The following is a 24,295-nucleotide window of genomic DNA, read 5'->3' as shown; positions in this document are numbered from 1 at the left end:
AGGCGCCTGGGCGCCTCTTTCCGTATCCGGCTTGCGGATGCTTACTTGGCCTCGCCACCCACGGTGGAGACCACTTCCCACTTGCCGTTCTTGACCTGGTACACGGTGACGGCGCCATTCTTGATGTCGCCCTTGTCGTCGAAGGCGATATGGCCGGTCACGCCGTTGTAGTCGGTCTTGCCCACTTCCGGCAGATAAACCTTGGGATCGGTGGACTTGGCGCGCTTCATCGCATCGACCAGCACCATCACAGCGTCGTATTCAAACGGCGCGTAGATCTGCACGTCGGTGTTGAATTCCTTCTTGAACTTCTCGTCGAAGGCCTTGAAGCCCGGCATCTTGTCGCGCGAGATGCCGCAGCTGGAAGCGTATTGGCCTTCCGAAGCGTCGCCGGCAAGCTTGATGAACTCCGGGGTTTGCCAGCCGTCGCCGCCCATCAGCTTGGCCTTGATGCCCAGACGCTGCATCTGCTTGGCCAGCGGGCCGGCTTGCGCGTCCATGCCGCCGTAGAAGACGAGGTCCGGCTTGGTGGCCTTGATCGAGGTCAGGATGGCGTTGAAGTCGGTGGCGTTGTTGTTGGTGAACTCGCGTTTGACCACTTCGGAGCCATTGGCCTTGACCGCGCCTTCAAACTGATCGGCCAAGCCTTGGCCATAGGCGGTGCGGTCGTCGATGATGGCGATCTTCTTGGCGTGCAGTTCCTTGGTGGCGAACTCGCCCAACGCCTTGCCCTGCTGCACGTCGTTGGCGATCACGCGGAAGGTGGTCTTGAAGCCCTGCTTGGTGTAGTCCGGGTTGGTGGCGGACGGGGAGATCTGCGGGATGCCGGCGTCGGAGTAGATCTTGGAGGCCGGGATGGTGGTGCCGGAGTTCAGGTGGCCAACCACGCCGACGACGCCTGCGTCAACCAAGCGCTGGGCGACCTGGGTGCCGATTTTCGGGTCGCCCTGGTCGTCTTCGGACACCAGCTCGAACTTGACCTTCTTGCCGCCGATATCCACGCCCTGGGCGTTCAGGTCTTCGATGGCCAGTTTGGCGCCGTATTCGTTGTCCTTGCCCAGGTGGGAGATCGGACCGGACATCGGCGAAACCTGGCCGATCTTGACGGTGACGGAGTCGCCGCTTGCGGAGGCTTCGGACGGAGCGGAGGTGGCCTGTCCCGAGGCCGATTGCTCCTGTTTGCTGCAGGCAACCATGGCGAGCGCGGCGGTGGCGATCAGGCTGAGGCGAGCGTATTTGTTCATTGAGATTTCCCCTGAATCTTATCTGTGTAGACTTTGATGATCTCTTTGGTAAACCAACTACACCTATATATCGGTGGTCAGTTGCAACTGATTATGGTGACCTGTTTGTCGGGGTGTCAATGCGGAATGCCGCAGACCAGTTGAATATAGGTTCCCAATTCCCATTTTGCGCAAATGCAAACAAAATCGGGCATATCGCAAAAATTGCAATCTGCCCGATTCTGCCGGTATGGCCTTGATTCTGAATATGTAATCTCGATGTCGTGCCGTGAGCCGGTTTGGCGGCCGGCTAGCTTGCTGCCCCCATGTCATGCGCTCTGCGGGCGCGGGCCTGGCTATCTTCTGCCAAACATTCTGTCCATCCGGCCAGATTGTTTGCGACGATTTGCGATAGCGCAGCTATCCATTGCGGGTCTTCATTCAGGCAAGGGATGTAGCGGAATTCCCCTCCGCCGTGGCTGAGGAAGGTTTCTTTGCCTTCCATGGCGATTTCTTCCAGCGTTTCCAGGCAGTCGCCGACAAAGCCTGGACAGATGACGTCGACCTGGGCCGTCTTGGCCTTGCCTAATTCAGCCAATATTTCGCTGGTATAGGGCTTCAGCCATTCCGTGCGGCCGAAGCGGCTTTGGAAGCAGATGATGTATTGATCGGGCCGCAATTGCAGCGCTTCTGCCAGCAGGCGGCCGGTCTTTTGGCATTCGCAGTGGTAGGGGTCGCCCTTGTCGCGCGTGAAGCGCGGCACGCCGTGGAAACTCATGACGAGCTTGTTGGCAGGCTGCCCGTATTGCCAGTGCTTGCGCACTTGCGCCGCCAGGGCTTGGATGTAGCCGGGGTCGTCATGAAAGTGGCGGACAGTGCGGACTTCCGGCATGTTGCGCATGCGGGACAGCACATGAAACGCCTCGTCGATTGCGGTGGCGCTGGAGGAGGCGGCGTATTGGGGATACAGCGGCAGCAGCAGCAGCTTTTCCACGCCTTGCGTGCGCATCTTGGTCAATACGCTCTCAATGGATGGGTTGCCGTAGCGCATGGCGTAGTCAACGACTAGGTCGCGTCTGCCCATTTCGCCCAGTTTCCCCTTCAGCAATTTGGCCATATTGCGGGTGTGCGCTAGCAGCGGCGAGCCATCCTTGGTCCAGATGCTGGCGTATTTGCGCGCGGACTGCTTGGGGCGCGTGTTCAGAATGATGCCGTTGAGTATCAGCCACCACGGCAGGCGCGGGATCTCGATTACGCGGGGATCGGACAAAAACTGTTTCAGATAGGGGCGCAGCGCTTGCGCGGTGGGCGCGTCCGGGGTCCCCAGGTTGATCAGCAGTACGCCGGTTTTGGGCGCGTAGTCATGGCGGAATTCGGGTTCGGGCAGATAGCGGGGCATGGCCATCCTTATCAAGGAGCGTGGGGCGCGGCGGCGCCCGCGGGTGTTCAGTCTTCGCGGGCCGGGGCCAGCACGGTGCGGTTGCCATTGCTTTCCATGGGAGACACCAGGCCGGCGGCTTCCATTTGCTCGATCAGCCGCGCGGCGCGGTTGTAGCCTATGCGCAAGTGTCGCTGCACGGAGGAGATGGATGCCTTGCGGGTTTTCACCACAATGGCCACGGCCTCGTCGTACAGCGGGTCGGCTTCGGCGTCGGACTCTCCGTCCAGGCCCCCGCCGGCGGCGCCGTCGTCGCCATCGGCCTGGCCGGTCAGGATGCCTTCTATGTAATTGGGTTCCCCGGTGGTTTTCAGGAACTCAACCACGTGGTGCACTTCGTCATCGGAGACAAACGCGCCGTGTACCCGGTTGGGGTAGCCGGTGCCAGGCGGCAGGTAGAGCATGTCGCCCTGGCCCAGCAGTGTTTCCGCGCCCATCTGGTCCAGGATGGTGCGGCTGTCTATCTTGCTGGATACCTGAAAGGCGATCCGCGTCGGAATATTGGCCTTGATCAGGCCGGTGATGACGTCCACCGACGGCCTCTGGGTGGCCAGGATCAAGTGGATGCCGGCTGCGCGCGCTTTTTGCGCCAGGCGGGCGATCAATTCTTCTATCTTCTTGCCGGCCACCATCATCAGGTCGGCCAGCTCGTCTATCACCACCACGACCAAGGGCAGGGTGTCCAGCGGCTCCGGCGTTTCCGGCGTCAGGCTGAAAGGGTTGGGAATCTTCTCGCCGCTTTTCTCGGCGTCCTTGATCTTCTGGTTGAAGCCGGCCAGATTGCGCACGCCCAGCTTGGACATCAGCTTGTAGCGGCGTTCCATTTCGCCCACGCACCAGTTCAGCGCGTTGGCGGCTTGCTTCATGTCGGTCACCACAGGTGCGAGCAGATGCGGAATGCCTTCATAGACCGACAGCTCCAGCATCTTGGGGTCTACCATGATCAGCCGCACTTCCTTGGGCGTAGCCTTGTACAGCAGCGACAAAATCATGGCATTGATGGCCACGGACTTGCCGGAGCCGGTGGTGCCGGCCACCAATACGTGCGGCATCTTGGCCAAGTCGGCCGACACCGGTTGGCCGGCGATGTCCTTGCCCAGCGCCATGGTCAGCCTGGAGGCCATGTTCTGATAACCGTCCGAACCAATGATCTCCGTCAGCTTGACGATCTGGCGCTTGGGGTTGGGCAGCTCCAGTCCCATATAGGTCTTGCCGGGGATGGTTTCCACCACGCGGATGGAGACCAGGGACAGCGCGCGCGCCAGGTCCTTCATCAGGTTGACGATCTGCGCGCCTTTGACGCCCACGGCCGGTTCGATCTCATAGCGGGTGATCACCGGACCGGGGTAGGCGGCGATGACTTTGACGTCCACGCCAAAATCCGCCAGCTTGCGTTCGATCAGCCGCGAGGTGTATTCCACGGTTTCCTGAGACACCGGCTCTTGCAGCTCGCGCGGCGCATCCAGCAAGCTCAGGCCGGGCAGGGCGCCGTCTTTGGGGTCGGCGAACAGCGATTGCTGCACTGGCTTCTGCGCCTTGGCCGAGACCGGGACGTCCAGCACCGGCGGTTCGATGCGAACCGGCGCGGCCTCCTCGATTTTCTTTTTGGCCACGGACACTTTTTCCTCGCGTTTCTGCGCGGTCTCCTTGCCGATTTCCCGGTCCTTCCTGGCCTGCCAGCTTTGCCATAAGCGGAGGATGCCATCCTCAATGGCGCCGCCAATCTTCTCCATGACATCCAGCCAGGACAGGCCGGTGAACAGCGAGAAGCCGATGGCCGAGGTCACCCCCAGCAGCAGATAGCCGCCGGACAGGCCAAGGCCATGGGAAAAATGCTTGCCGATGAAACGGCCCAGCATGCCGCCCGGGTACAGGGGCAGCGTGACAGCCTTGCCGTCCAGCACGATGGCCTCGAAACTGGAACTGGAGAGCAGCAACAGAAAAAATCCGCCCACGGCAGCGGCGGTGATCGGGTTGAATTTGAAACCTAGGCTTTCTATGCGGCGATAGCCCCAACCGATGGCGACCAGGCAGAACACCACCAGCCACCAGGCGGAAAAACCAAACACATACAACAGCATGTCCGACAGCCACGCGCCAAAGGAGCCGCCGTAATTGCGCACGGTGGGATCGGATGAGCTGTGCGACCAGGAGGGGTCGAGCGGAGAATAGCTGGCCAGCACCAACACCAAATAGACGGCAGCCACCGCCATCAACAGCCACCATGCCTCCCGGAGCAGGGCAATCAGCTGCGGCGGCAACGGCGCTTGATTATTCTTGACTACGGCTTTGCGCTTGAAAAATCGCATTCTGCTTATAACCTGTAACCTATTGAGTATTGTAAATGCCTGGTTATGGCTGGCCTTCCAGCGTGGAGGGATTGATGGCTCCAGCAAGGGCAGATGGATGGTTATGCGTACGCCAATAATGATTGCGCAATGGCCGCAAGTCTACCACGGAGCCGCGAATCTGTTGACCCATGGCATTTGCTGTTGTTGACGAGTGGGTGCGAATCCATGCTGAAGGCGCACGTAAAGAAGGCCTGGTCATATTGTTGCAGATACTAGGCAAACGCCCAGATTCCAGATAAAATCGCTGGCTCATCTGAACGATGGAAGCGTGGCAGAGCGGTTTAATGCAACGGTCTTGAAAACCGTCGTGGGTGCGAGCCCACCGTGAGTTCGAATCTCACCGCTTCCGCCAGAACAGCAAGAGAAATGAAGGCATTGCGGTCTGCAATGCCTTTTTTTCTTTTTCTTCCAAATCCAAATGCCGTATCCAAATGCCGTCGCAGGTGTGACGCATTTGTACCGCCATCGGCTGCGCCGCCTCCTGCCGCGGCGCTTGCCCTCTAGCTTCGACGATCAGACGGCATTGGCCGCCAGCATTTCCGCCGCATGCTCGCGCGTGGTTTGGGTCAGCTCGGCGCCGCCCAGCATGCGGGCGATTTCCAGCACCCGCTGTTCCGCATTCAGCGGCGCGATGCGGCTGAGCACCTGGCCTTTGTGTTCGCGTTTGCTGACTTGCCAGTGCTGTCTGCCGCAAGACGCCACCTGGGGCAGGTGGGTGATGCATAGCACTTGGTAGCGCTGTCCCAGGTCGCGCAGCATGTGGCCGATCACTTCCGCCACGCGGCCGCCGATGCCCACGTCCACCTCGTCGAAAATCAGCGTCGGCACGCTGGCTACCTGGCTGATCACCACCTGCATCGCCAGGCTGATGCGCGACAGCTCGCCGCCGGAGGCTACCTTGGCCAGCGGGCGCAGGCTGGTGCCGGCATTGGCCGCCACCAGATATTCGATTGACTCCATGCCATGAGCGCCGGGTTCGGCCAGGGCGGACAGTTCGATGGCGAAGCGGGAGCCGCCCATGGCCAGCCGGCCCATTTCGCCGGAAATGCGCTCGGACAGCTCGCTGGCAGCCTGGCGGCGCTTGCCGGACAGCGACTCCGCCTGCGCGCGGTAGCGCGCCAGGCTGGCGGCCTCGGCCACGCTCAGCGCCTCCACGTCCACGCTGGCCTCCAGCGTGGCCAGCTGTTGCTGCCAGTCGGCCAATTTGTCGGCCAGGTCTGTCGGCTGCACGCGGTATTTGCGGGCTGCGCTCATCAGCGTGTCGAGACGGCGCTCCATTTCCACCAGTTGGCCGGGATCCTGCTCGATGTCGTTGGCGTAGTCGCGCAGGCTGTACACCACTTCGCGCAGCTCGGCGTCTACTGAGTCCAGCAGGGACAGGGTATCGGCCAGCCGCGGATCCAGGTTGGACAGCTTGGACAGACGGTTTTGCACATGGGCTAGTTGGCTCAGGCAGCTGTCGTCGTTTTCCGACAGGATGTCCACGGCTTGCTGGGCGCTTTGCACCAGCTCGGCCGAGTTGGCCAGCCGGGTGTGGCTTTGGCTTAGCGTCACCCATTCGTCCGGTTGTAGATTGAGTTCGCTGAGCTCGCCGATCTGCCAAGTCAGGCGTTCGCGCTCGACTTCGGACTCGCGAGACAGCCGCTCGGCGTCCTGGCGCGCCTGGCGCGCCGCCTGCCATTCCTGCCAGGCCTTGTGCACGTCGCGCGCCAGCGCGGTGGAGCCGGCGTAGGCATCCAGCAACTGGCGCTGGGTTTCGCTCTTCATCAGCGACTGATGCGCATGCTGGCCGTGGATGTCCACTAGGAACTCGCCCAGTTGCTTGAGCTGGGCCAGGGTGGCGGCTTGACCGTTGACGAAGCTCTTGGAGCGGCCGCCGCGGTCGATTAGCCTGCGCAGCAGCAGCACGCCTTCGTCGCCGGACAGTTCGTTTCCAGCCAGCCAGGCGTCGATTTCCGGCCGGCGTTCAATGCAGAATTCGGCGGTGAGTTCGGCGCGTTCGGCGCCTTCGCGTACTTGGGCGCCGTCGGCGCGGTCGCCCAGCAACAGGCCCAGCGCGTCCAGCATGATGGATTTGCCGGCGCCGGTTTCGCCGGTGAGCACGGTGAAGCCGTCGGAGAAGTCCAGCGCGATGCTGTCGACGATGACGAAGTCTTTTACGGTCAGCGAGAGAAGCATGGTGTATGGTCTGTGCCGGTTAGATCAGGCGCTCGCCCCAGTGCAGCTTGTGGCGCAGCATGTCGTAGTAGTTGTAGCCTTCCGGGTGCAGGATGCGCAGCGGGTTGCGGTAGCGGCGGATCAGCACGCGGTCCATTTCCATCAGGTCGCAGTGCAATTGGCCGTCGAAGTGCACGCGCGCGTCCAGCCCGCGGGTGAGCATGAATTCCACCTCGCAGGAGTCGTTGACGGCAATCGGCCGGTTGGACAGCGATTGCGGGCAGATCGGCACCAGGGCGATGGCTTGCAGCGTGGGGTGGAGAATGGGCCCGCCGGAGGCCAGCGAGTAAGCGGTGGAGCCGGTGGGCGTGGACACGATCAGGCCGTCCGAGCGCTGGCTGTAAACGAATTGGTTGTCGATGAAGACTTCGAATTCGATCATCGAACCCACCGCGCCGCGGCTGAACACCACGTCGTTGAAGGCCAGCGCGCTGGCGACCTCGGCGTCTTCGCGCACCACGGCCGCCTGCAGCAGGATGCGGTCTTCCGGCACGAACTTACCCTTCAGGATGGCGTCCACCGAGTCCAGCATCTCGTGCAGCGGGATATCGGTCATGAAGCCCAGCCGCCCCTGATTGATGCCGACCAGCGGCACGCGGTAGGGCGCCAAGAGGCGGGCGATGGACAGCATGGTGCCGTCGCCGCCCAGCACGATGCACAGGTCGGCCAGCTTGCCCATGTCGTTGCGGTCGATCAACGCATGGCCGCCGGCCTCGGATGCGGCGATGCTTTCCTTGTCGATGAGGACTGTGGCGCCGCCAGCGGCCAGGTGGTCGGCCAGCTCAAGCAGGGCCGGGGTGATGCCGGGCTTGCTGTGGCGCGCGACCAGGCAGATGTGTTTGAACAGTCTTTGCATGCGACGATTTTACTGGTTTGGCGGCGTTTCGTTGAAAAAAACCTCCTGATTGCGCTTCTTGCCTGTGGCTTCCAGCGCTTTCAGGTAGAAACGCACCAGGTCAGCCAGGGAGTCCACCCCCAGCTTGCTGAACAGATTGGCGCGATGCACCTCGATGGTGCGCGGCGAAAGGTCAAGTTCGCGCGCGATTTCCTTGCTGGACAGGCCATCCGCCACCAGTTCCAGCACTTCGCGCTCGCGTCCGCTGATGCGGGCGAGCTGGCTCATCACCTCCTGGGTTTCTTCTTCCTGCTGATGCTGCTGGATGCTGATGCGGATGCCGCGTTTGAGGCTGGCGATCAGTCTGACCTGGTCGATAGGCTTGGTCAGGAAGTCGATGGCGCCGGTCTGGAAGGCGCGCCGGCATTGCTCGATGTCGCCGTGGCCGGTGATGAAGACGATGGGAATGTTGACATCGCGCTCTATCAACTGCTCTTGCAGCGCCAGGCCGGTGATCTGCGGCATGCGGATGTCCAGCACCAGGCAGCAGATCTGGTTGCTCTGGTAGGCGTCGAGAAATTCCATGGCGTTGGGGTAGGATACGGTGCGCATGCCCTGCGCGCTGATCAGCATGGCGAGCGAATCCAGCACGGCTGGGTCGTCGTCGACGATGAATACGGTAGGGGTCGTGTTTTGCATCAGGCTTCTACTCCGGATGATGCCGCCACGTCGCGCGCGGCGCATGGCAGGTCGATGATGAACTCCGCGCCCGAGCCGGGCTTGTTGCCGGCGGTCAGCCTGCCGCCGAAGGCCTCGATCGCGGTCTGGCAGATGGCCAAGCCCAGGCCCATGCCGTTGGGCTTGGTGCTGAAAAACGGGTCGAAGATCCGGTCCAGCTTATCGGGGGGGATGCCGCAGCCGTTGTCGCTGATGATCAGCTGCACGCGCTCTCCCTGCTTGCGGGTGGTGATGTTCAGCCTGCCCCAGGGGCGGGTGTGCTCCATGGCTTCCACGGCGTTGCGGGCCAGGTTCAGCACCACTTGCTCTAGCTGGATAGTGTCAGCGTATACCAACGGCAACTCATGTGCGAAGTTTTGCTCGATGTGGATGTCGTGTTCATGCAGCTCGTAATCGAGCAAGGACAGGGCGTTATGCACGGATTGGTTCAGCTGTACCGGCACCAGCTGCTGGTTTTTTCGCGTGACGAACTCTCGCAGCCGGTGAATGATGCGGCCAGCCCGATCCGCCTGGCTCACGGAGGAGTGCAGGGCGCGCTGCAGCATGGCCATGTCGATTTCTTCATCTTCCAGCAGGCTCAGCGCGGCCTGGCAGTAACTCATGATGGCGGACAAGGGTTGGTTGATCTCATGGGCGATGCCGGACGCCATCTCGCCCATGGTGTTGATGCGCGCCACGCGCGCCAGCTCGATTTCATGTTGGCGCAGCCGGCTTTCGCTGGCCTCCAGGGCGGCCAGCATGCGGCGGCGGATGGGCGCGGTGTCGCGGAATGTCAGCACGGCGCCTATCAACTGGCCGCCGCGGCCCAGTAGCGGCGAGACGGAGCCTTCCACCAGCAGTTTTTCGCCGCCACGGCGCTTGAGGTAGCAGTTTTGCGCCAGATGCACGACCTGCAAGGTGGAAACGGCTTGCTCCACCGGGTCGCGCGCCGGCTGGCGGGAAAACTCGTAATGCAGGGGCGCCACTTGTTGCAGACGTCGCTGCAAGGCATGGGAGGCCGGCAGTCCCAGCAGCACTTCGGCGGCGGGATTCAAATATTGGATGACTTGTTGGGTGTCGATGCTGATGACCGCATCGCCGATGCTGCGCAGGGCGACGCTGGCGTACTCGCGCTCTCGATACAAGTCGTCCTGCACGCGTTCGCGCGCGCGCCGATTGTGCTCCAGCAGCGACAGCGCCAGCCAGAGCAGGTAGGCCGGCAGCAGGGCGAGCAGCGCGCACCAGGCAGCCTCTCCGGATGTGGCGCGCTCCAGTTGGGTTTGCCGCGTGAGCTCAAAGTCATAGGGCAGCTCCGGCAGGGTGTAGCGCTGGCTCAGCTTGGGCAGCCAGGACGACAACCCTCCCACCGGCGCCTGTTGGGCGATGAGCTGGCCTTGCTCCGCGCCGTCCCGGCGCAGCAGCTGCAAGCTGTAGCGGTTCGACATGCCGGTAGGCAGGGCTAATAGCGGTTTCAGGTACAGCACTTGCAGGATCACGCCGGCGGCCTGCTCGATGCGCACCATGGGCACGGGCGAGGGCGGTTCGACGAGGTAGATGGTTTGCAGCAGCGCGATGCCCGGTTCTTTACCGTGCAGCTCCAGCGGCGGCGAGACCGCGCGCAGATGGCCAAGCGCCTGGTTGACGGCGGGCGCCAGGACGGCGTCATCCAGCAGGTCCAGTCCCATTTCGTGCCAATCCGCCGAGGCGAGGCCCGGTTCGGCCATGCTCAAGGGGAGGTGGCGGGTGCGCAAGGGCGCGTCGCGCCAGGCATCGGGATTGAGCCAGTTATTGCGCGCATCGTGCAGATAGTCCCGGATGCGGTAAGGCTTGCCCAGCATGTGGCTCTGTTGCCGTTCAAAGCCGCTCCGCTCCTGCGGGGAGACCAGCGGCTGGTAACCGACGAAATAGAGCTGCTTTTGGCTCTGCGCCGCGAGATTGGCCAGTGTGCGGATCCGGATTTGCCGATCGGGCTGGCCGGAGACGACGATGTCGCGGATGTCGTCTTGCAGCTGGCGGCTGCGGCGCAGGTCTTGGGACGCGTTTTGCAGCAAGCTCTTGGCCGTTTCGTGGAACGCTTGGGCTTGCTGCTGGATGTCGCGGTGCACCGCATGGCCAAACAGGAGGGCGAATACCGCCAGCCAGCACAGTACGCTCAGCGATTTGCTCCGCATCGTGGCGGAACGCAACAACAGCAGATGGGTAGAGAGCGCGTGGGTAGAGAGCGCGTGGGTAGCGGAGGCGCGGGGCACTGCGACGTCGGACATGCTTCTGGCTTCGATGAAGGCGATTGGGGCGGTACGCGCCCTGAGGCGCGTGCCATTATAACGGCCCCGGGCCGCACGCGCTTAATTGTTTTGCAGCAGATGGGCGAATTTTTGCCGAATCTTGCTCAGCTTGGGCGAGATCACCAACTGGCAGTAGTTTTGCTGGCTATTGAGCGCGTAGTAGCGCTGATGGTGGTCCTCTGCGGCATAAAACGGGGCAGGGTCTTCCAGCCGGGTGACGATGGGTTCCGCGTACACCTGCTCGCGCGCCAGCTCGCGGATGCAGGCTTGCGCGATGTCGCGCTGCTGCGCGTTCTGGCAGAAGATGACCGAGGCGTACTGCGTGCCGACATCGTGGCCCTGACGGTTCAGCGTAGTGGGGTCGTGCACCGCGAAGAAAACATTCAGCAGGGTGGCAAAATCGATTGCGGCGGGGTCATAGTCTATCGCCACCACTTCGACATGACCGGTGGAGCCGCTGCAAACCTGCTGGTAGCTGGGATGGTCGAGCCGTCCTCCGCAGTAGCCCGATACGACGCGACTCACGCCGCGCAGCGGCGAGAACGCGGCTTCCAGGCACCAGAAGCAGCCGCCGCCCAAAATGGCCTGTTCCATATTCACTCCTTCAGCTTGGCTTGGTTTGCCGCCTGGCGCAGTGAGGGATCGCCAAAGGCGGCGCATGCCAGTCTGACGGTTTCCGCCTGGATTGTCACGGTGTCTGCTATCGGCACGGCGTAACCGCCCGCCATGGTCAGCGCCAGCGCGGCGTCGTGGCGGCGGCAGGCTTGCATCACCATGGCGTCCCGTTCCGCCAAACCCTGCGCCGACAGCGCCAAGCGGCCCAGGCGGTCGCCGTGGAAGGGGTCTGCCCCAGCCAGATACAGCACCAGATCGGGCCGCGCAGCGTCGAAAATCCGCGGCAGCGCGTCGCTCAGCGTTTGCAAGTAGGCCGCGTCGCCGGTGCCGTCGGGCAAGTCGATGTCCAGCGTGCTGGGGGAGCGTCGAAAGGGGAAGTTCTTTTCGCCGTGCATGGAAAAGGTGTAGATGCGGGGCTCATGCGCGGCGATGGCGGCGGTGCCGTTGCCTTGATGCACGTCCAGATCCACGACCAGCACCCGGCGCGCCCGCGCCTCGGCCAGCATTAAGAGCGCGGCGACGGCAATGTCGTTGAAGACGCAAAAACCGCTGCCCTGGTCGCGGCTGGCGTGATGGGTGCCGCCCGCCAGATTGACGCCGCAGCCTTCCAACAGGGCGCTGCGGCTGGCGGCGATGGTGGCGCCGACCGAGCGCAGGCTGCGCTCGGCCAGTTCGCGCGACCAGGGCAGGCCGATTTCCCGCTGCCGGCGCGCCTCCAGCGTCCCCTCCAGCGCCGCGGCGATATAAGCAGGCTCGTGAGCCAGGCGCAGTTCCTGCGGCGTGGCTGCGGGCGCGGTTTCCATCCAGGGCGCAGCGTAGCCCGCCACCTGGCTGGCCAGCATGGCGTATTTCTCTGCTGGAAACCGATGCCCGGCCGGCAAGGGCAGCGGAAACCCGTCGCTGCGGTAGATGCGCATGGGGCTCAGAGCGCTTTGATCAGGCTGAAACGCGGCACCATGGCGCCTTCATGCGTCACCATTTCGTCGAACATGGACTCCGGGCGGACCCAGACGTGGTAATCGCCATATAGCGCGCGGTACATGACCATGGGCTCGAGCGTTTCCGAATGTTTGGCGATGCCCAATACCTGATACAGCTGACGGTTGCGGAAGTGCTGGTAAATGCCGGGAGCGGGCATCTGAATCTCCAGTGGGTCAAGGGCGGCGAGCATGCCTCAGCCGCCGGACGGGGTCAAGAAAGCTCGCTGCGCCAGCCGTAGACGCGGAAGTCGCGGTCGAGCGCGAAGCCGGTTCGCTCATATAGTCTTTGGGCCGGATGGTTGTCATGGGCGGTCTGCAGCATGATTTCGCCGCCGCCCAGCGCGTGCACGTATTCCTGGCAGCGCCGTATCAGCTGCTCGCCGATCCCTCGGCCACGCCCTTCGGGCGCGACGTAAAGGTCGTGCAGCGTCCAGCACGGTCGCAGCGTCAACGAGGAGAAGCCGGTGTACATCAAGGCGAAGCCCTGCGGCTGCGTTTGCTCGGCGGCGACAAACGCCACGGCCTGTCGGCGGCGTAGCCTTTCGCTAAGGAACGACAAGCAGGCCTCCGCCGGCTGGTTGACGCGATAAAAGGCCAGATAAGCGGTAAACAAGGGCAGCCACTCGTCCAGGGACTCCGGCGTGGCAATCGTAAGGGTCATGTTTCTATCTCCATCCATTCCGGCGCGACTGCGTTACAATAGCGCCCTTTTCTGCGGTAGGTTGGGCCATGAAGCTGGTTCTTGCCCCCATGGAGGGGCTGGTGGATGACGTGATGCGAGACGTGCTGACCCGCGTCGGCGGCATCGACTTATGCGTCACGGAGTTTGTGCGTGTGACTTCCGTGTTGCTGCCTACGCGCGCTTTCATGCGTTTGGCGCCGGAGCTGGCCAACGGCGGCAAGACCCGCGCCGGGGTGCCGGTGCGCGTGCAATTGCTGGGCTCGGACGCGGCCTGTCTGGCCGAGAATTGCGCGAAAGCCGCCAGCCTGGGCGCGCTGGGCGTGGATTTGAATTTCGGCTGTCCGGCGCCGACTGTCAATCGCCATCGCGGCGGCGCGGTGTTGCTCAATGAGCCTGAGTTGCTGCATCAAATCGTGGCGGCCGTGCGTCGCGCGGTGCAGGCGGACATTCCGGTCACCGCTAAAATGAGGCTAGGGTACGAAGACAAGAGCCGGGCGCTGGAGTGCGCGCAGGCCATTTCCAGCGCGGGCGCGGACGAATTGACGGTGCATGGCCGCACCAAGGTGGAAGGCTACAAGCCGCCGGCGCATTGGGATTGGATCTCGCGCATCCGGGAGTCGGTGTCCATCCCGGTGATCGCCAATGGCGAGGTGTGGACGCTGCAGGATTACCGGAACATCCGCCTGGAGAGCGGCTGTGAAACCGTCATGATAGGGCGAGGCCTGGTTGCGTGCCCGGATCTGGCTGCCCGCATTCAGGCGCAGGGCCCGGAGCAGCCCATGACGTGGCGCGAGATGCTGCCTTGGGTGGAAGATTTTTTCCGCCTGTGCTGGCAGAAGTCCAGTGAGAATCGTTATCCGGTGGCACGTTTGAAACAGTGGCTGGGCCTGCTCAAGCGCACTTGGCCGGAGGCCTCGTCCTTGTTTGAAGAAGTGCGGCGCGTGCAAGAGGCTGAAGAGATTGGGAATATTCTGCTGGCAAAATTGGGTAAGTAAATATACTCATTTCGCGCATGTATTTCTGTTGCTAACATCGTATGGCGTTGTGCTTTGGTATAAGCGCAACGTTGTAATTTCTGCCGGCCTGCCTGGCTGCGGAACTTACACTTCCCCGATACCTTGCACCCTCCCTTAAAACGGGAGGGATTTTTTTTGCCCGCCGCCATGAGCTATCAATTAAACAAAGCATGGCGGAAAAAAGCATGTCTTCTCTTCCCGCGGCCGACTGGCTGGAAAACGTGTCGCTGATGGCCTGGCATGGGTCGCTGACCCTGTTCGTGGCGGTGACGATGTTGTTCACTGCCTTGTTATACCTGTTGCGGCACGACAGCCGTACCCGGGCGGCGCGCACGATGGCCATCGCGTTGCTTTGCCTGTCGCTGATCAATTTCACACACATTCCAGGCTGGTTGGGACAAGCCTTGACTCAGGTCGCCATCGTGACGATGGGGCTGGCGTTGATTCGCGTCTGGGCCATGTTGCTGTTCCGCTTGCTGATCCCGGTTCTGCGTCTGCATCCTCCGCGCATTCTGGAGGACATCGTCGTCGCCGTAGGTTATTTCGGCTGGGGGTTGGTGCTGTTGCGGCTGGCCGGCGTGGACTTGAGCAATATCGTCACCACGTCGGCGGTCATTACGGCGGTCATCGCTTTTTCCATGCAAGACACCTTGGGCAATATCCTGGCCGGCCTGTCGCTGCAGTTCGACAACTCGGTCGATATCGGCGACTGGATCAAATCCGGCGATTTGGTGGGGCGAGTGGTCGAAATCAATTGGCGGGCGACGACGCTGGAAACCCGGAACTGGGAAACGGTGGTAATACCGAACAGCGTGTTGATGAAGAGTCATTTCGCCATTCTGGGCAAGCGGCATGGCCAGCCCAGGCAATGGCGGCGCTGGGTGTGGTTCAACATCAACTGGGAAACCTTGCCTACGCAGATCATAGGCGTAGTGGAGCACTCCTTGCGCGAGGCCCAACTGCCGGGCGTGGCGCCGCACCCGGAACCCAATTGCATCTTGATGGGCTTCGAGAACGGTTTCAGTCGCTACGCCGTGCGTTACTGGCTGACTGACCTGGCCGCGGATGACTACACCGATGCCGTGGTGCGCATGCATATCGACGCCGCCCTGCGCCGGCATAATCTGCGCATGGCCTCGCCGTATTACAACGTGTTGACCATCAAGGAGAACGAGAAATACATCGAAGCCAGGATGAAGCGGCATCTGGAGGAGCGGGTGCAGGCCTTGCGGCGGGTGGAGCTGCTGGCCGGTCTGAATGACGAGGAACTGATGGTGTTGGCCGACCGCTTGAAGTTCACGCCCTTTGTCACGGGCGACATCATCATGCATCAGGGCGCGGTGGCGCACTGGTTGTACATCATGCTGGCTGGCGAAGTGGAAGTGTGGGTGACGCTGCCGGACGGCCGGCGCCGAATGGTGGATGTGTTGAAGGCCGGCAGTTTTTTTGGAGAAATGGGCTTGATGACGGGGGAGTCGCGCAGCGGCACGGTCATCGCCCGCTCCAATGTGGAATGCCTGCGGCTGGACAAGGAGGCGTTTCAGGCGATACTGGTTTCGCGCAAGGAGCTGGCCGAAACCATTTCCTCCATCCTGGCGGACCGGCTGAGCGAGCGGCGCGCCAAGATGCCAGAGGATTTATGGCCCGATGTCGATGCGGCGCCGCATCGCGGAGAGCTGGTGGAGCGCATCCGCAGCTTTTTCGGACTGAACAAGCATTGACGCGGCGCTGGCCAATCGTGGCAGGCTTGCGCAGTGAGCCGCGCTGCCATGCCCATTTCGTGTGCGATGGAGGCCGCGCCTGCCTGCGGGGGCGCATCCCGTGCCATTGCGCGCTCAGACAAACTGGACTGGCACGTAAAAGTCGCGCCCGGTGCGGCTGATCAGCACCTGCGGCTGGCCTTCTATCATGGCGCGGTAGGCGCGGGGCAGGCGTTTCCAGTCGTTGAACTTCATCTTGATGCAGTCGTTGAGCATTCCCATCGCAGTCTCCTACGCGCTAGTCCACTTTGTGGATGACATTGGTCACCACGCCCCAGATATGAAACGATGCGTCTTCCGGCACGGCGATAGGCTGATAGGCCGGGTTTTCCGGCAGCAGGCGGATGCCGGCAGGGCCGCGTTCCAGCCGCTTCACCGTCAGCTCCCCATTTAGCGCCGCCACGACTACCTTGCCGTTGCGCGGCTCGCGGCCGCGCTCCACCAGCAACAGGTCGCCATCATGTATGCCGGCCCCCTGCATGGAGTCGCCCTTGACCTTGACCATGAAGGTGTCGCCGGGGCGGCTAACCAGATGGGTGTTGAGGTCGATGTCCGCTTCTTTCAAGTCATCGGCCGCCACCGGCGAGCCGGCCGGCACGCTGCCGGCGAACAGTGGCAAGGACAGCTCGCTCAGCTGCGCGCCCAGCGTGCGGAAGTCGAAAGCCTGCGCGCTGTTGGCGGTGCGCCAGCTGCGGTAGTCGTCCAGCCATTGCTGCAATATGGGCTTGAGCGGCTCCGGCACGCGCAGCGCGACGGTCTTGTCGCCGCCGAAGCCCGACTTGCGGCCCGCGCCGGAGCGTTTGCCGCCATGCTGCTTGGTTTGATCGTTATCCATGAATTGATTTTGTACAATTTCAAATGCAATGGCAAGGCCAAGATGGATTAGCCCGCGCCATGGCGCGGGAAGTCCTGTATTGGCGGGCTTTCTTGGTGTGTGCTTTTGGCGACGGACATTGCGCGGCTTGCCAATGGTTCGCGGTTTTTGTAGTATACGTTTTATATATTAAACGTTTACTGGAGGCGAGCCGTGGGCATCGTCAAGATTTCCGAGCAGATGCACGACAATCTGCGCACGGCCAGCGAGGCGCTGAGCCGGTCCATCAACTCCCAGGCCGAGCATTGGCTGCGCATAGGCATGCTGGCCGAGTTGCATCCGGACCTGCGCTACAGCGAAATCTGCCAGTTGCTGCTTCGGGCCAGCCAGGAAGGAACCGCGCTGGACTTGCAGCGCCAGGGCATGGAGGAGGCGCGATGAGCCGCGTGACGATCAAGTCTCCTGCCGAAGTGGCGAAGGCGCGCGAGGCCGGCAAGCTGGTGGCGGAATTGCTGGCCATGATAGGCGAGTATGTGAAGCCCGGCGTCAGCACCGAAGAGCTGGACGCGCGCTGTCACGAATACATCGTCAAGGTGCAGAAGGCCAAGCCGGCCAATGTGGGCTACTACGGCTATCCCAAGACTATCTGCGCCTCGGTCAATCAGGTGGTGTGCCACGGCATCCCGTCGCCCAAACACATTCTGAACGACGGCGACATCATCAATATCGACGTGGCGGTGATCAAGAATGGCTGGCATGGCGACAGCAGCCGGATGTATTTCGTCGGCGAGCCGGCGGCGGAGGCGAGGCGATTGGTGGAGACCTGCTACGACGCCACGGTCGCTGGTATCCGCGCGGTGCGGCCCGGCGCCTCGCTGGGCGATGTCGGCCACGCCATTCAAACCATTACCGAAGGCGCGGGCTTCAGCGTGGTGCGCGAGTACTGCGGCCACGGCATCGGCAAGGTCTATCACGAGGAGCCGGAGGTGCTGCATTACGGCCGTCCTGGCATAGGCATGAAGCTGAAGCCCGGCATGGTGTTCACCATCGAGCCGATGATCAACGCCGGCAAGGCCGGCACGCGCCAGCTGGGCGACGGCTGGACGGTGGTGACGCAGGACGGGTCCTGGTCGGCGCAGTGGGAGCATATGGTGGCCGTCACCGAAGAGGGCTATGAAGTGCTGACGCCTTGGCCGGACGGCCTGCATGGCTACCCGGCGATAGGCTAAGCCGTGGCGCGCTCGGAACGCCTGCTGGACCTGCTGCAACTGTTGCGCCGCTACCGCTTGCCGGTGACGGCGCAGACGCTGGCGGACGAGCTGGGCGTCAGCGTGCGCACGGTCTACCGCGACATCGCCAGCCTGCAGCTGCAGGGCGCGGACATCGCCGGCGAGCCGGGCATGGGCTATCAGTTGCGGCCCGGCTTCCTGCTGCCGCCGCTGATGTTCGCCGACGAGGAAATAGAAGCGCTGGTGTTGGGCATGCGTTGGGTGGAGAAACGCGCCGACTCCAGGCTGGCGCGCGCCGCAGGCAACGCCCTGGCCAAGGTGGCGGCGGTATTGCCGGACGATTTGCGCCGGAGGCTGGAGGACGAAACCCTGCTGGTGGGACCGGCGGATGGGCCCGGCATCGCGGTGGACATGGCCGCGCTGCGCGACGCCATTCGTTTGCAACGCAAGCTGGTTTTGTCGTATCGGGACGTCAATGGCGGAGACAGCCAGCGAGTGGTCTGGCCTTTCGCGCTGGGTTTTTTCGAGAAGGTGCAGGTGCTGGCCGCCTGGTGCGAACTGCGGCAGGATTTCCGCCACTTCCGTTGCGACCGAATACTGAGCTGCGAAAGCGCGGATGAGCGCTACCCGCGCCGCCGCCAGGTTTTGCTGAAGGAATGGCGACAGCGACTGGGCATCGCCGGTCCGGCTTAGCCCTTCCCGCCGTGCTCGGCGGCGTGCTGCGCCAGATAGGCGTCGAGATCCGCGCCGCCCAGGCCAAGCGCCGCGAGTATCCGTGCCATGAAGCTGACTGGGGCGGTGCCGGGCGCTGTGATCACGCCGCCATCGCTGATCGCCCAGGGCGTATCCTGATAGCGGGCGGTGCCCGCGTAGCCTGGCAGGTCCAGGCTGTCCGCTGAATTGGACGTGTGGCGAACCTCATTCAACACGCCGGCTTGCGCAAGCGCCCGTGTGCCGTCGCAGATGCCGGCCACCACCGCGCCATGCGCACGCGCGGCGGCGACAATGGGCGCGACGTTTGGCGCTTGCTCGGTTCGCCATATGGTTCCGCCGCAAACTATCAGCGCATCCAGCCCATTCAGTTCAATATCTTCCAAAGCCAGGTGCGGCGTCACCATCAGCCCGCTTGAGGACGTGACCGGTTGGCCGCCGGGCGTGGCGAAGCGCACGTCGCAGCCGTAGTAGACGCGGAGCGAAGAGTTGACCAGGGCGGTTTCCCAGTCGGAAAAATTCTCGGTGAGGAGGGTGACGGCGCGCTTCATGGGATTTCCTTGCATGCGATGGATTGAACGCCCGGATCTGGTTCCGGGTCATGCAAGGTAAGCCCCCGCGCTGTCAGTTTCTGTCAGTAGTCCTTCCGGCGCTTGGATGCCCCGAACAGGTGGCTGCGCCGACATATTCAAACGGCGCGCGGTTGCCAGCTGGTCAGTTCCGCCCATTGCTCGGCCGCGAGATAGATCAGGTCCACCGCGGGGGCCTTCACGTCCGGGTAGCAGTCCGGATCGGCCAGGCCTGCCGCCAAGCGCCGTTTCAGCTCGCCGTAAGCCGCAGCGCTTGCCGGATGGGCGCGCAGATAGTCGCGGAACAGCAGGGCGTAGCGCTGATTGGCCGCGCCCACCCGCCGCACATGGATGTGGACGCGGCGTTCGCCCTCCTGTTCGCGGAAGAAGAACTTGCGCCATGGCTAGCCGACATCGTCGAATCCGGGCGGCAAGTGGTCGCGGTTGAATGGCTTAAGGGCGAAACCAGCATCGCTCAGGCTTTGGGACACGCTCTCGTCCAGTTCCGCCGCCGTGATCTGAACGTCGATCACATCCTTTGCCGCCAAACCGGGCACCGAGGTCGAGCCGATGTGATCGATGCGCAGGGCCAGGCTTCCCAGCGCGGCGTCCAGCCGCGCAGCGACGGCTTCGAACTCGTCCGCCCAACGGGCTTGATGCGCGATGATGGTCACCGTTTCAGTTATGCTTGAGCACTTCAGAGAAGTGATGGGCGACGATGTCCATATTCCGGTTCAGGTAGAAGCGATGGGCGCGGTGGCGCTGCACGCCGGAGTCCAGGTGGATTTCACCGCAGCCTTCGGCCACGGCTAGCTGGCGCAGCCAAGCCATCATCGCCGCGCCGTGACCATGGGAGCGCGCGCTGTCGTCGGTGGCCAGGTCGTCAACGTACAGGCTTTTGCCGGCCACCAGCGTACGCTGGATGCGGAAGCCCGCCACGCAGACTATGGCATCGCCATTCAACAGATAAGCCAGCTGGTAGCCCTCCGCCATCTGCGCGCGCACGATAGCGACGAAGTCTTCCGCCTGCAGATGCGGCCGCAGCTGGCGCATCACGGCGAAGCAGCGTTCAATTTCCTGGTCTTTTGCGGCCAGTTGGATCATCTATTTCTCCTCTATATGGCTGTACATCCAGAAGTCCCGCGAAGGTCCGCGCACCTTGCGATAGCTGCGCAGCAGCCCCTCGCGCTCGAAGCCGTTGCGTTCCAGCACGCGGATGGAGCGCTGGTTGGCCGGCAGCACCGTGGCTTGGATGCGGGTAAGCCCGATGTGGCCATGCCCCCATGCCAGCAGGCTGGCGCAGGCGGCCATGGCAATGCCTTGGCCCCAGGCGGCGGGGGACAGGTCATACGCCAACTCCGCGCTGGCGTTAACCGGCGCGACGGTGTGAAAGCCGGCGGTGCCGAGCAGGCGGTCGCTGTGCTTGTCGGCGATGGCGAAGCGCAGCGCGCTGCTATCGGTGAACTGCTCCATTTGCCAGGCGTAGTGCTCCAGCTCGGCAGGGGACTGCACATTCCAGCTGGTGTGGCGATAGACCGGCTCCTGCGTCAGGTAGTCGTGCCAGTCGTGGAGGTCACCCGGATAGAGCGGGCGCAGGAGGGCTTGCGGGTGGTCGAGGATGGGCATGTCGGTGAACAGCATGGTGTTTGCCTTTGAAAAGTCTTGCTGTGGCGGGGGTTAGGTCTGTCGGCGTTTCCAGTCATCGGTCAGCTGGCCGGCGTAGCCCCAGTCCTCTTCGCGGATTTCCTGAATCACGACATGGGTGCGCTCGGGCTTCTTGCCCAGGCGGCTGACCCGCGAGTCGTTGATGCCCTTCACCGGCGCGGCTTTTTGTTCGCGCGTGGCGCCAGCGGAGATTTGCGCGTTGACGTAGGGCATGGTTCAGTCCTTGTGGTGTAGGTCTACGGCGTAGAAATATTCGGTGGAGCCATCCTTGTTGACGCTGGCCGGTTCGCCGATTTTGCGCCAGCCTAAGCCCGTGAAGATTTTTTGGCTGGCGACGCACCAGTCCTCGGTAGAGGAAAGCAGCATGCGGCCGCGCGCGGTCTGTTGAATCGCTGCAATCAATTTTTTGCCTAGACCTTGCCGGCGCGCGGTGGGGGCGACGCAGAGATACGTCAGCAGCGGCTGGCCCAGCAGGCCGACGGGCTGAAAACTGGCGTAGGCGACGGCCTGGCCCTTGCGCTCCGCCACCATGCAGCAAGCGGCGGCAATTTCCTGTTGTCGGCAGCCTCCCATTTCATCGAAGCGCGCGATCGACGCAAGATCATTGTCATTGGCGATACGGATTTTGGCGGTTTGGCCGCAATCAGGCATTGGTATTGAAAAGAGAGCAGGGGGAGCCAAGCGGGTTTCCTCTTATCTTCAAAGAGCGGAGATCGTTGTTGGGCTGTTAGGATAGCCACTCCTCCCAACTTGGCTCGCGGCCTGGCCAGGCGATGGAAAGCCAAGGCCAATCCCGGACCAGCCCGCCTTGCAATGCCGCCAGCGTTTGCTCTTCGCGTAGCGGTTGGTCGCATACGGTTAACCATAAAAAGGCTTGCGCCTGAAAATACCGCCTGCGCCAGTCGTGTTCCAACCGTGATTTGATGGGCTTGATATACAGGCAGCCCAGATAGCTCCGTTTGTCTAGCGAGAGCAGGCTGTAGGCGAAAGCCGCGCCTTGCTCGAACTCATTGAAATGGCGCTGCAGATCGGCCAGGTTCTCGTCAAAACCGATGTCGGCAGGCGGCCAGTGATTGTCCGGGCCGAATACATGGCGGATGGCGTCGGCGCTGGCTAGCACGGCCTGGTCAGTTTGTGGAGAGAGATTTGCCATGAGCATATTGTCATATTTATGGCGAGCAGACTACTGACAAAAATTGACAGCGTGGCGGCGTAGCATGACTGCATGCCGAGACGAACTCGGCGCTCAACCAAGGAGAGTAGTCATGCAATACCCTGATTTGGTGATTCTGTACGTGGACCAGCCTTCCCGCAGCGCGGATTTCTACGCCCGATTATTCGACTTGCAGCCTCTGGAGCTGTCTCCCACCTTTGCCATGCTGAAATTCGGGTCTGGCATGCGGCTGGGGCTGTGGTCGCGCCATACGGCGGAGCCCGCCGTCGAAATGACAGGCGGCGGCGGGGAGCTGGCGGTGCTGCTTGAGAATTTCGACGCGCTGGATGCGTGCTACGCCAGGTGGCAGGCCTTGGGGCTGCCCATTCTGCAGGCCATGACCGATATGGACTTCGGTCGCACTTTTGTAGCGCTGGACCCGGATGGCCACAGGCTGCGCGCTTACGTCGTGACGGAGTAAGGCCGGGCCGCGGCGCGGACCCGGACCGGTGGATAGGCTCAGTCTTGGTGGAAACAGCGGCCGCATACGGCGCGGTAACGCGCCTCGCCGCCTATTTCCACTTGAGGGCCTTCCTTGACGCGCCGGCCCGCGCCGTCGATCCGGATATGCATGGTCGCTTTGCGGCCGCATTGGCAGATGGTCTTGATCTCTTCCACGTCCTCGGCCAGCGACAACAGCCAGGCGGAGCCGGGGAAGGGGTGGCCGCGGAAATCCGTGCGCAGGCCGAAACAGATCACCGGGATATTGCGGGTGTGGGCCAAACGGTGCAGTTGCTGCGCCTGTTCTGGGGTCATGAATTGCGCCTCGTCCACCAGAATGCAGGCGGTGTCGCCGTAGTCCTGCGCCAGGAAGTCGAAGCCGGCGTCGAAGGTATTGGACTCGCGCTGGATGTTCAGCCGCGAAGTGATCATGCCTACGCCGTAGCGATCGTCGATGGCGCTGGTGTACAGCGCCACCGTTTTGCCCATGGATTCGTAGTTGTTGGCGATCTGCAGCAGCTGGGTGCTCTTGCCGCTGTTCATCGCGGCGAATCGGAAAAACAATTTGGCCATGCTGATTGTGGGGGATGCGGGTGCCGGGGCGCGCAGGATACCACGGCGCGCCCGCTTTGTGAGGCCTCAGATGAAGCTGGCGATTTCGTCCAGCGTCTTCTTCCCGATATTGGGCACCATGCAATGTTCAGCTGGATAGCCGACCACCAGCAGGATGTAGGGCTTCTCGTGCTGGGGGCGGCCCAGCAGCTGGTTGAGGAAGTTCATCGGGCTGGGGGTATGGGTCAGCGTGGCGAGGCCGGCGTGATGCAGCGCGGCGATCAAAAAACCGGTGGCGATGGAGACGGATTCCGGCACGTAGTAATTTTTCAGCTCATTGCCGTCGTCCAGCACGGTTTTTTTCTGGCCGAAGATGGCGATCAGGCAGGGCGCGGTTTCCAGAAAGGGCTTGTCGGCGTCGGTGCCCAGCGGCGCCAGCGCGTCCTTCCATTCCTGCGGCGCGCGATGCGCGTAGAATTCGCGCTCTTCGGCCTCCGCTCCTTCGCGTATTTGCCTTTTCAGCCCCGCGTCGCGCACGACGACGAAGTGCCAGGGTTGGTGATTAGCGCCGGAAGGCGCGGTGCCGGCCGCGCGCAGACAGTTTTCTATCACTTCGGCCGGGATGGCTTCGTCGGAGAAGTCGCGTATGGTGCGCCGCCGGCGCAGCTCTGCCAGAAAATCGCGCGAGCGCTGGATCATCTCGTCTTCCGGACGACGGATGAAGGTGGATAGCGGGAGGAAGGGCGGCTCAATGTTCATGCTGACGGTCCTTGCGAGGAGGTAGCGGCAAAAAATGGCGCGATTCGCGGGATGGAGAGGGGCGGGCCGATTCTGCTATTTAATAAGCATGAATCCGGCGCTTTTCTCCCCCATGGATGGTGCAGGATGACATTGCCGCCGCGCACATGCAATAAGCATTATGCAATTGCCAATGCGCTTGTCCTGTAGTTTTGTTTCAAGTAAAGAAATTTGATATAAAACA

The 24,295-nt window shown here is 62.5% G+C and carries 27 protein-coding genes, 1 tRNA gene and 1 pseudogene; 7 read left to right on the top strand and 22 right to left on the bottom strand.

Features of this window, described 5'->3' with window-relative positions; genetic code table 11:
- Window positions 1–41: 41 nt before the first annotated feature.
- From FYK34_RS07160 to FYK34_RS07150, 3 genes are all read right to left on the bottom strand, one after another.
- Window positions 42–1,244 (bottom strand): branched-chain amino acid ABC transporter substrate-binding protein, encoded by a 1,203-nt coding sequence (locus tag FYK34_RS07160; RefSeq protein ID WP_149295722.1) that lies wholly within the window; start codon window positions 1,242–1,244, stop codon window positions 42–44.
- A 289-nt stretch (window positions 1,245–1,533) separates the two neighbouring features.
- Complete coding sequence (hemH, locus tag FYK34_RS07155; RefSeq protein ID WP_149295721.1) at window positions 1,534–2,622, bottom strand: ferrochelatase; 1,089 nt, start codon at window positions 2,620–2,622, stop codon at window positions 1,534–1,536.
- 47 nt (window positions 2,623–2,669) lie between these two features.
- A complete protein-coding gene (locus FYK34_RS07150) occupies window positions 2,670–4,970 on the bottom strand; it encodes a DNA translocase FtsK (RefSeq protein WP_149295720.1) in 2,301 nt (766 codons plus the stop codon).
- A 304-nt stretch (window positions 4,971–5,274) separates the two neighbouring features.
- On the opposite strand from FYK34_RS07150, the gene FYK34_RS07145 reads away from it, so the two are divergent.
- Window positions 5,275–5,364: transfer RNA gene (locus FYK34_RS07145), tRNA-Ser, on the top strand.
- A 161-nt stretch (window positions 5,365–5,525) separates the two neighbouring features.
- On the opposite strand, the gene recN is transcribed toward FYK34_RS07145, so the two are convergent.
- From recN to FYK34_RS07105, 8 genes are all read right to left on the bottom strand, one after another.
- Entirely contained in the window at window positions 5,526–7,190 is a 1,665-nt protein-coding gene (gene recN, locus FYK34_RS07140; RefSeq protein WP_149295719.1) for a DNA repair protein RecN, read from the bottom strand.
- Window positions 7,191–7,209: 19 nt separating this feature from the next.
- Entirely contained in the window at window positions 7,210–8,085 is an 876-nt protein-coding gene (locus FYK34_RS07135; RefSeq protein ID WP_149295718.1) for an NAD kinase, read from the bottom strand.
- A gap of 9 nt (window positions 8,086–8,094) precedes the next feature.
- On the bottom strand, window positions 8,095–8,763 hold the full coding sequence (locus tag FYK34_RS07130) for a response regulator transcription factor (protein ID WP_149295717.1): 669 nt from the start codon (window positions 8,761–8,763) through the stop codon (window positions 8,095–8,097).
- Complete coding sequence (locus tag FYK34_RS07125) at window positions 8,763–11,045, bottom strand: ATP-binding protein (protein WP_149295716.1); 2,283 nt, start codon at window positions 11,043–11,045, stop codon at window positions 8,763–8,765. The genes FYK34_RS07130 and FYK34_RS07125 overlap by 1 nt, the downstream gene beginning before the upstream one ends.
- Before the next feature lie 81 nt (window positions 11,046–11,126).
- Window positions 11,127–11,660, bottom strand: coding sequence for a peptide-methionine (S)-S-oxide reductase MsrA (gene msrA, locus FYK34_RS07120; RefSeq protein WP_149295715.1), 534 nt, complete (start codon window positions 11,658–11,660; stop codon window positions 11,127–11,129).
- A 2-nt stretch (window positions 11,661–11,662) separates the two neighbouring features.
- Complete coding sequence (locus FYK34_RS07115; protein WP_149295714.1) at window positions 11,663–12,598, bottom strand: histone deacetylase family protein; 936 nt, start codon at window positions 12,596–12,598, stop codon at window positions 11,663–11,665.
- Between the two features lie 5 nt (window positions 12,599–12,603).
- Entirely contained in the window at window positions 12,604–12,819 is a 216-nt protein-coding gene (locus tag FYK34_RS07110) for a DUF1653 domain-containing protein (RefSeq protein ID WP_196782637.1), read from the bottom strand.
- A gap of 53 nt (window positions 12,820–12,872) precedes the next feature.
- Entirely contained in the window at window positions 12,873–13,322 is a 450-nt protein-coding gene (locus FYK34_RS07105; protein WP_168209671.1) for a GNAT family N-acetyltransferase, read from the bottom strand.
- A 68-nt stretch (window positions 13,323–13,390) separates the two neighbouring features.
- On the opposite strand from FYK34_RS07105, the gene FYK34_RS07100 reads away from it, so the two are divergent.
- Both FYK34_RS07100 and FYK34_RS07095 read left to right on the top strand, forming a co-directional pair.
- Complete coding sequence (locus FYK34_RS07100; RefSeq protein ID WP_149295712.1) at window positions 13,391–14,338, top strand: tRNA dihydrouridine synthase; 948 nt, start codon at window positions 13,391–13,393, stop codon at window positions 14,336–14,338.
- Window positions 14,339–14,544: 206 nt separating this feature from the next.
- A complete protein-coding gene (locus FYK34_RS07095) occupies window positions 14,545–16,080 on the top strand; it encodes a mechanosensitive ion channel family protein (RefSeq protein WP_168209670.1) in 1,536 nt (511 codons plus the stop codon).
- A 114-nt stretch (window positions 16,081–16,194) separates the two neighbouring features.
- Here FYK34_RS07095 and FYK34_RS20435 read toward each other — a convergent pair whose 3' ends face one another.
- Both FYK34_RS20435 and FYK34_RS07090 read right to left on the bottom strand, forming a co-directional pair.
- The gene (locus FYK34_RS20435) at window positions 16,195–16,341 is read right to left on the bottom strand and encodes a hypothetical protein (RefSeq protein ID WP_168209603.1); all 147 of its coding nucleotides are present in this window, start codon (window positions 16,339–16,341) and stop codon (window positions 16,195–16,197) included.
- 16 nt (window positions 16,342–16,357) lie between these two features.
- Window positions 16,358–16,954, bottom strand: a complete 597-nt coding sequence (locus FYK34_RS07090; protein ID WP_149295710.1) for a LexA family protein — start codon at window positions 16,952–16,954, stop codon at window positions 16,358–16,360.
- A 192-nt stretch (window positions 16,955–17,146) separates the two neighbouring features.
- On the opposite strand from FYK34_RS07090, the gene FYK34_RS07085 reads away from it, so the two are divergent.
- The 3 genes from FYK34_RS07085 to FYK34_RS07075 are packed head-to-tail and all read left to right on the top strand — an operon-like array spanning window position 17,147 to window position 18,855.
- Window positions 17,147–17,374: a ParD-like family protein gene (locus FYK34_RS07085; protein WP_149295709.1), complete on the top strand. Its 228-nt coding sequence runs from the start codon at window positions 17,147–17,149 to the stop codon at window positions 17,372–17,374.
- Window positions 17,371–18,162 carry a type I methionyl aminopeptidase gene (gene map, locus FYK34_RS07080; RefSeq protein WP_149295708.1) on the top strand — a complete coding sequence of 264 codons (792 nt, stop codon included), beginning with the start codon at window positions 17,371–17,373 and terminating at the stop codon, window positions 18,160–18,162. The genes FYK34_RS07085 and map overlap by 4 nt, the downstream gene beginning before the upstream one ends.
- A gap of 3 nt (window positions 18,163–18,165) precedes the next feature.
- Window positions 18,166–18,855 (top strand): helix-turn-helix transcriptional regulator, encoded by a 690-nt coding sequence (locus FYK34_RS07075; protein ID WP_149295707.1) that lies wholly within the window; start codon window positions 18,166–18,168, stop codon window positions 18,853–18,855.
- On the opposite strand, the gene FYK34_RS07070 is transcribed toward FYK34_RS07075, so the two are convergent.
- The 7 genes and pseudogenes from FYK34_RS07070 to FYK34_RS07035 all read right to left on the bottom strand — a co-directional run bounded on the left by FYK34_RS07070 (window position 18,852) and on the right by FYK34_RS07035 (window position 22,260).
- Window positions 18,852–19,424 (bottom strand): type 1 glutamine amidotransferase family protein, encoded by a 573-nt coding sequence (locus tag FYK34_RS07070; RefSeq protein WP_149295706.1) that lies wholly within the window; start codon window positions 19,422–19,424, stop codon window positions 18,852–18,854. The genes FYK34_RS07075 and FYK34_RS07070 overlap by 4 nt on opposite strands.
- Before the next feature lie 137 nt (window positions 19,425–19,561).
- Window positions 19,562–20,116, bottom strand: a pseudogene (locus FYK34_RS20870) (GrpB family protein).
- Between the two features lie 4 nt (window positions 20,117–20,120).
- Complete coding sequence (locus tag FYK34_RS07055) at window positions 20,121–20,546, bottom strand: GNAT family N-acetyltransferase (RefSeq protein ID WP_149295703.1); 426 nt, start codon at window positions 20,544–20,546, stop codon at window positions 20,121–20,123.
- Window positions 20,547–21,083, bottom strand: a complete 537-nt coding sequence (locus FYK34_RS07050; RefSeq protein ID WP_149295702.1) for a GNAT family N-acetyltransferase — start codon at window positions 21,081–21,083, stop codon at window positions 20,547–20,549. It abuts the gene before it with no gap.
- 36 nt (window positions 21,084–21,119) lie between these two features.
- Window positions 21,120–21,320: a tautomerase family protein gene (locus tag FYK34_RS07045; protein ID WP_149295701.1), complete on the bottom strand. Its 201-nt coding sequence runs from the start codon at window positions 21,318–21,320 to the stop codon at window positions 21,120–21,122.
- A 3-nt stretch (window positions 21,321–21,323) separates the two neighbouring features.
- Window positions 21,324–21,788 carry a GNAT family N-acetyltransferase gene (locus FYK34_RS07040; RefSeq protein ID WP_149295700.1) on the bottom strand — a complete coding sequence of 155 codons (465 nt, stop codon included), beginning with the start codon at window positions 21,786–21,788 and terminating at the stop codon, window positions 21,324–21,326.
- A 46-nt stretch (window positions 21,789–21,834) separates the two neighbouring features.
- Complete coding sequence (locus FYK34_RS07035; protein WP_149295699.1) at window positions 21,835–22,260, bottom strand: hypothetical protein; 426 nt, start codon at window positions 22,258–22,260, stop codon at window positions 21,835–21,837.
- A gap of 112 nt (window positions 22,261–22,372) precedes the next feature.
- Between FYK34_RS07035 and FYK34_RS07030 the strand changes: the two genes are divergently transcribed.
- Window positions 22,373–22,741, top strand: a complete 369-nt coding sequence (locus tag FYK34_RS07030; protein ID WP_149295698.1) for a VOC family protein — start codon at window positions 22,373–22,375, stop codon at window positions 22,739–22,741.
- Between the two features lie 38 nt (window positions 22,742–22,779).
- Here FYK34_RS07030 and FYK34_RS07025 read toward each other — a convergent pair whose 3' ends face one another.
- A complete protein-coding gene (locus tag FYK34_RS07025) occupies window positions 22,780–23,334 on the bottom strand; it encodes a thymidine kinase (RefSeq protein WP_149295697.1) in 555 nt (184 codons plus the stop codon).
- Window positions 23,335–23,400: 66 nt separating this feature from the next.
- Window positions 23,401–24,072, bottom strand: a complete 672-nt coding sequence (locus FYK34_RS07020) for a nitroreductase family protein (RefSeq protein ID WP_149295696.1) — start codon at window positions 24,070–24,072, stop codon at window positions 23,401–23,403.
- Window positions 24,073–24,295 lie beyond the last annotated feature (223 nt).

This window comes from Chromobacterium paludis, assembly GCF_008275125.1.
GTDB lineage: Bacteria > Pseudomonadota > Gammaproteobacteria > Burkholderiales > Chromobacteriaceae > Chromobacterium > Chromobacterium paludis.
The sequence above is the reverse complement of the archived record's forward strand: the minus strand, read 5'-3'. Positions and strand labels throughout refer to the sequence as shown.

What these genes read in the sequence shown, in the direction of transcription:
- FYK34_RS07160 (WP_149295722.1), bottom strand. Translation starts at nt 1,244, where the DNA reads ATGAACAAATACGCTCGCCTCAGCCTGATCGCCACCGCCGCGCTCGCC.
- hemH (WP_149295721.1), bottom strand. Translation starts at nt 2,622, where the DNA reads ATGCCCCGCTATCTGCCCGAACCCGAATTCCGCCATGACTACGCGCCC.
- FYK34_RS07150 (WP_149295720.1), bottom strand. Translation starts at nt 4,970, where the DNA reads ATGCGATTTTTCAAGCGCAAAGCCGTAGTCAAGAATAATCAAGCGCCG.
- recN (WP_149295719.1), bottom strand. Translation starts at nt 7,190, where the DNA reads ATGCTTCTCTCGCTGACCGTAAAAGACTTCGTCATCGTCGACAGCATC.
- FYK34_RS07135 (WP_149295718.1), bottom strand. Translation starts at nt 8,085, where the DNA reads ATGCAAAGACTGTTCAAACACATCTGCCTGGTCGCGCGCCACAGCAAG.
- FYK34_RS07130 (WP_149295717.1), bottom strand. Translation starts at nt 8,763, where the DNA reads ATGCAAAACACGACCCCTACCGTATTCATCGTCGACGACGACCCAGCC.
- FYK34_RS07125 (WP_149295716.1), bottom strand. Translation starts at nt 11,045, where the DNA reads ATGTCCGACGTCGCAGTGCCCCGCGCCTCCGCTACCCACGCGCTCTCT.
- msrA (WP_149295715.1), bottom strand. Translation starts at nt 11,660, where the DNA reads ATGGAACAGGCCATTTTGGGCGGCGGCTGCTTCTGGTGCCTGGAAGCC.
- FYK34_RS07115 (WP_149295714.1), bottom strand. Translation starts at nt 12,598, where the DNA reads ATGCGCATCTACCGCAGCGACGGGTTTCCGCTGCCCTTGCCGGCCGGG.
- FYK34_RS07110 (WP_196782637.1), bottom strand. Translation starts at nt 12,819, where the DNA reads ATGCCCGCTCCCGGCATTTACCAGCACTTCCGCAACCGTCAGCTGTAT.
- FYK34_RS07105 (WP_168209671.1), bottom strand. Translation starts at nt 13,322, where the DNA reads ATGACCCTTACGATTGCCACGCCGGAGTCCCTGGACGAGTGGCTGCCC.
- FYK34_RS07100 (WP_149295712.1), top strand. Translation starts at nt 13,391, where the DNA reads ATGAAGCTGGTTCTTGCCCCCATGGAGGGGCTGGTGGATGACGTGATG.
- FYK34_RS07095 (WP_168209670.1), top strand. Translation starts at nt 14,545, where the DNA reads ATGTCTTCTCTTCCCGCGGCCGACTGGCTGGAAAACGTGTCGCTGATG.
- FYK34_RS20435 (WP_168209603.1), bottom strand. Translation starts at nt 16,341, where the DNA reads ATGGGAATGCTCAACGACTGCATCAAGATGAAGTTCAACGACTGGAAA.
- FYK34_RS07090 (WP_149295710.1), bottom strand. Translation starts at nt 16,954, where the DNA reads ATGGATAACGATCAAACCAAGCAGCATGGCGGCAAACGCTCCGGCGCG.
- map (WP_149295708.1), top strand. Translation starts at nt 17,371, where the DNA reads ATGAGCCGCGTGACGATCAAGTCTCCTGCCGAAGTGGCGAAGGCGCGC.
- FYK34_RS07070 (WP_149295706.1), bottom strand. Translation starts at nt 19,424, where the DNA reads ATGAAGCGCGCCGTCACCCTCCTCACCGAGAATTTTTCCGACTGGGAA.
- FYK34_RS07055 (WP_149295703.1), bottom strand. Translation starts at nt 20,546, where the DNA reads ATGATCCAACTGGCCGCAAAAGACCAGGAAATTGAACGCTGCTTCGCC.
- FYK34_RS07050 (WP_149295702.1), bottom strand. Translation starts at nt 21,083, where the DNA reads ATGCTGTTCACCGACATGCCCATCCTCGACCACCCGCAAGCCCTCCTG.
- FYK34_RS07045 (WP_149295701.1), bottom strand. Translation starts at nt 21,320, where the DNA reads ATGCCCTACGTCAACGCGCAAATCTCCGCTGGCGCCACGCGCGAACAA.
- FYK34_RS07035 (WP_149295699.1), bottom strand. Translation starts at nt 22,260, where the DNA reads ATGGCAAATCTCTCTCCACAAACTGACCAGGCCGTGCTAGCCAGCGCC.
- FYK34_RS07030 (WP_149295698.1), top strand. Translation starts at nt 22,373, where the DNA reads ATGCAATACCCTGATTTGGTGATTCTGTACGTGGACCAGCCTTCCCGC.
- FYK34_RS07025 (WP_149295697.1), bottom strand. Translation starts at nt 23,334, where the DNA reads ATGGCCAAATTGTTTTTCCGATTCGCCGCGATGAACAGCGGCAAGAGC.
- FYK34_RS07020 (WP_149295696.1), bottom strand. Translation starts at nt 24,072, where the DNA reads ATGAACATTGAGCCGCCCTTCCTCCCGCTATCCACCTTCATCCGTCGT.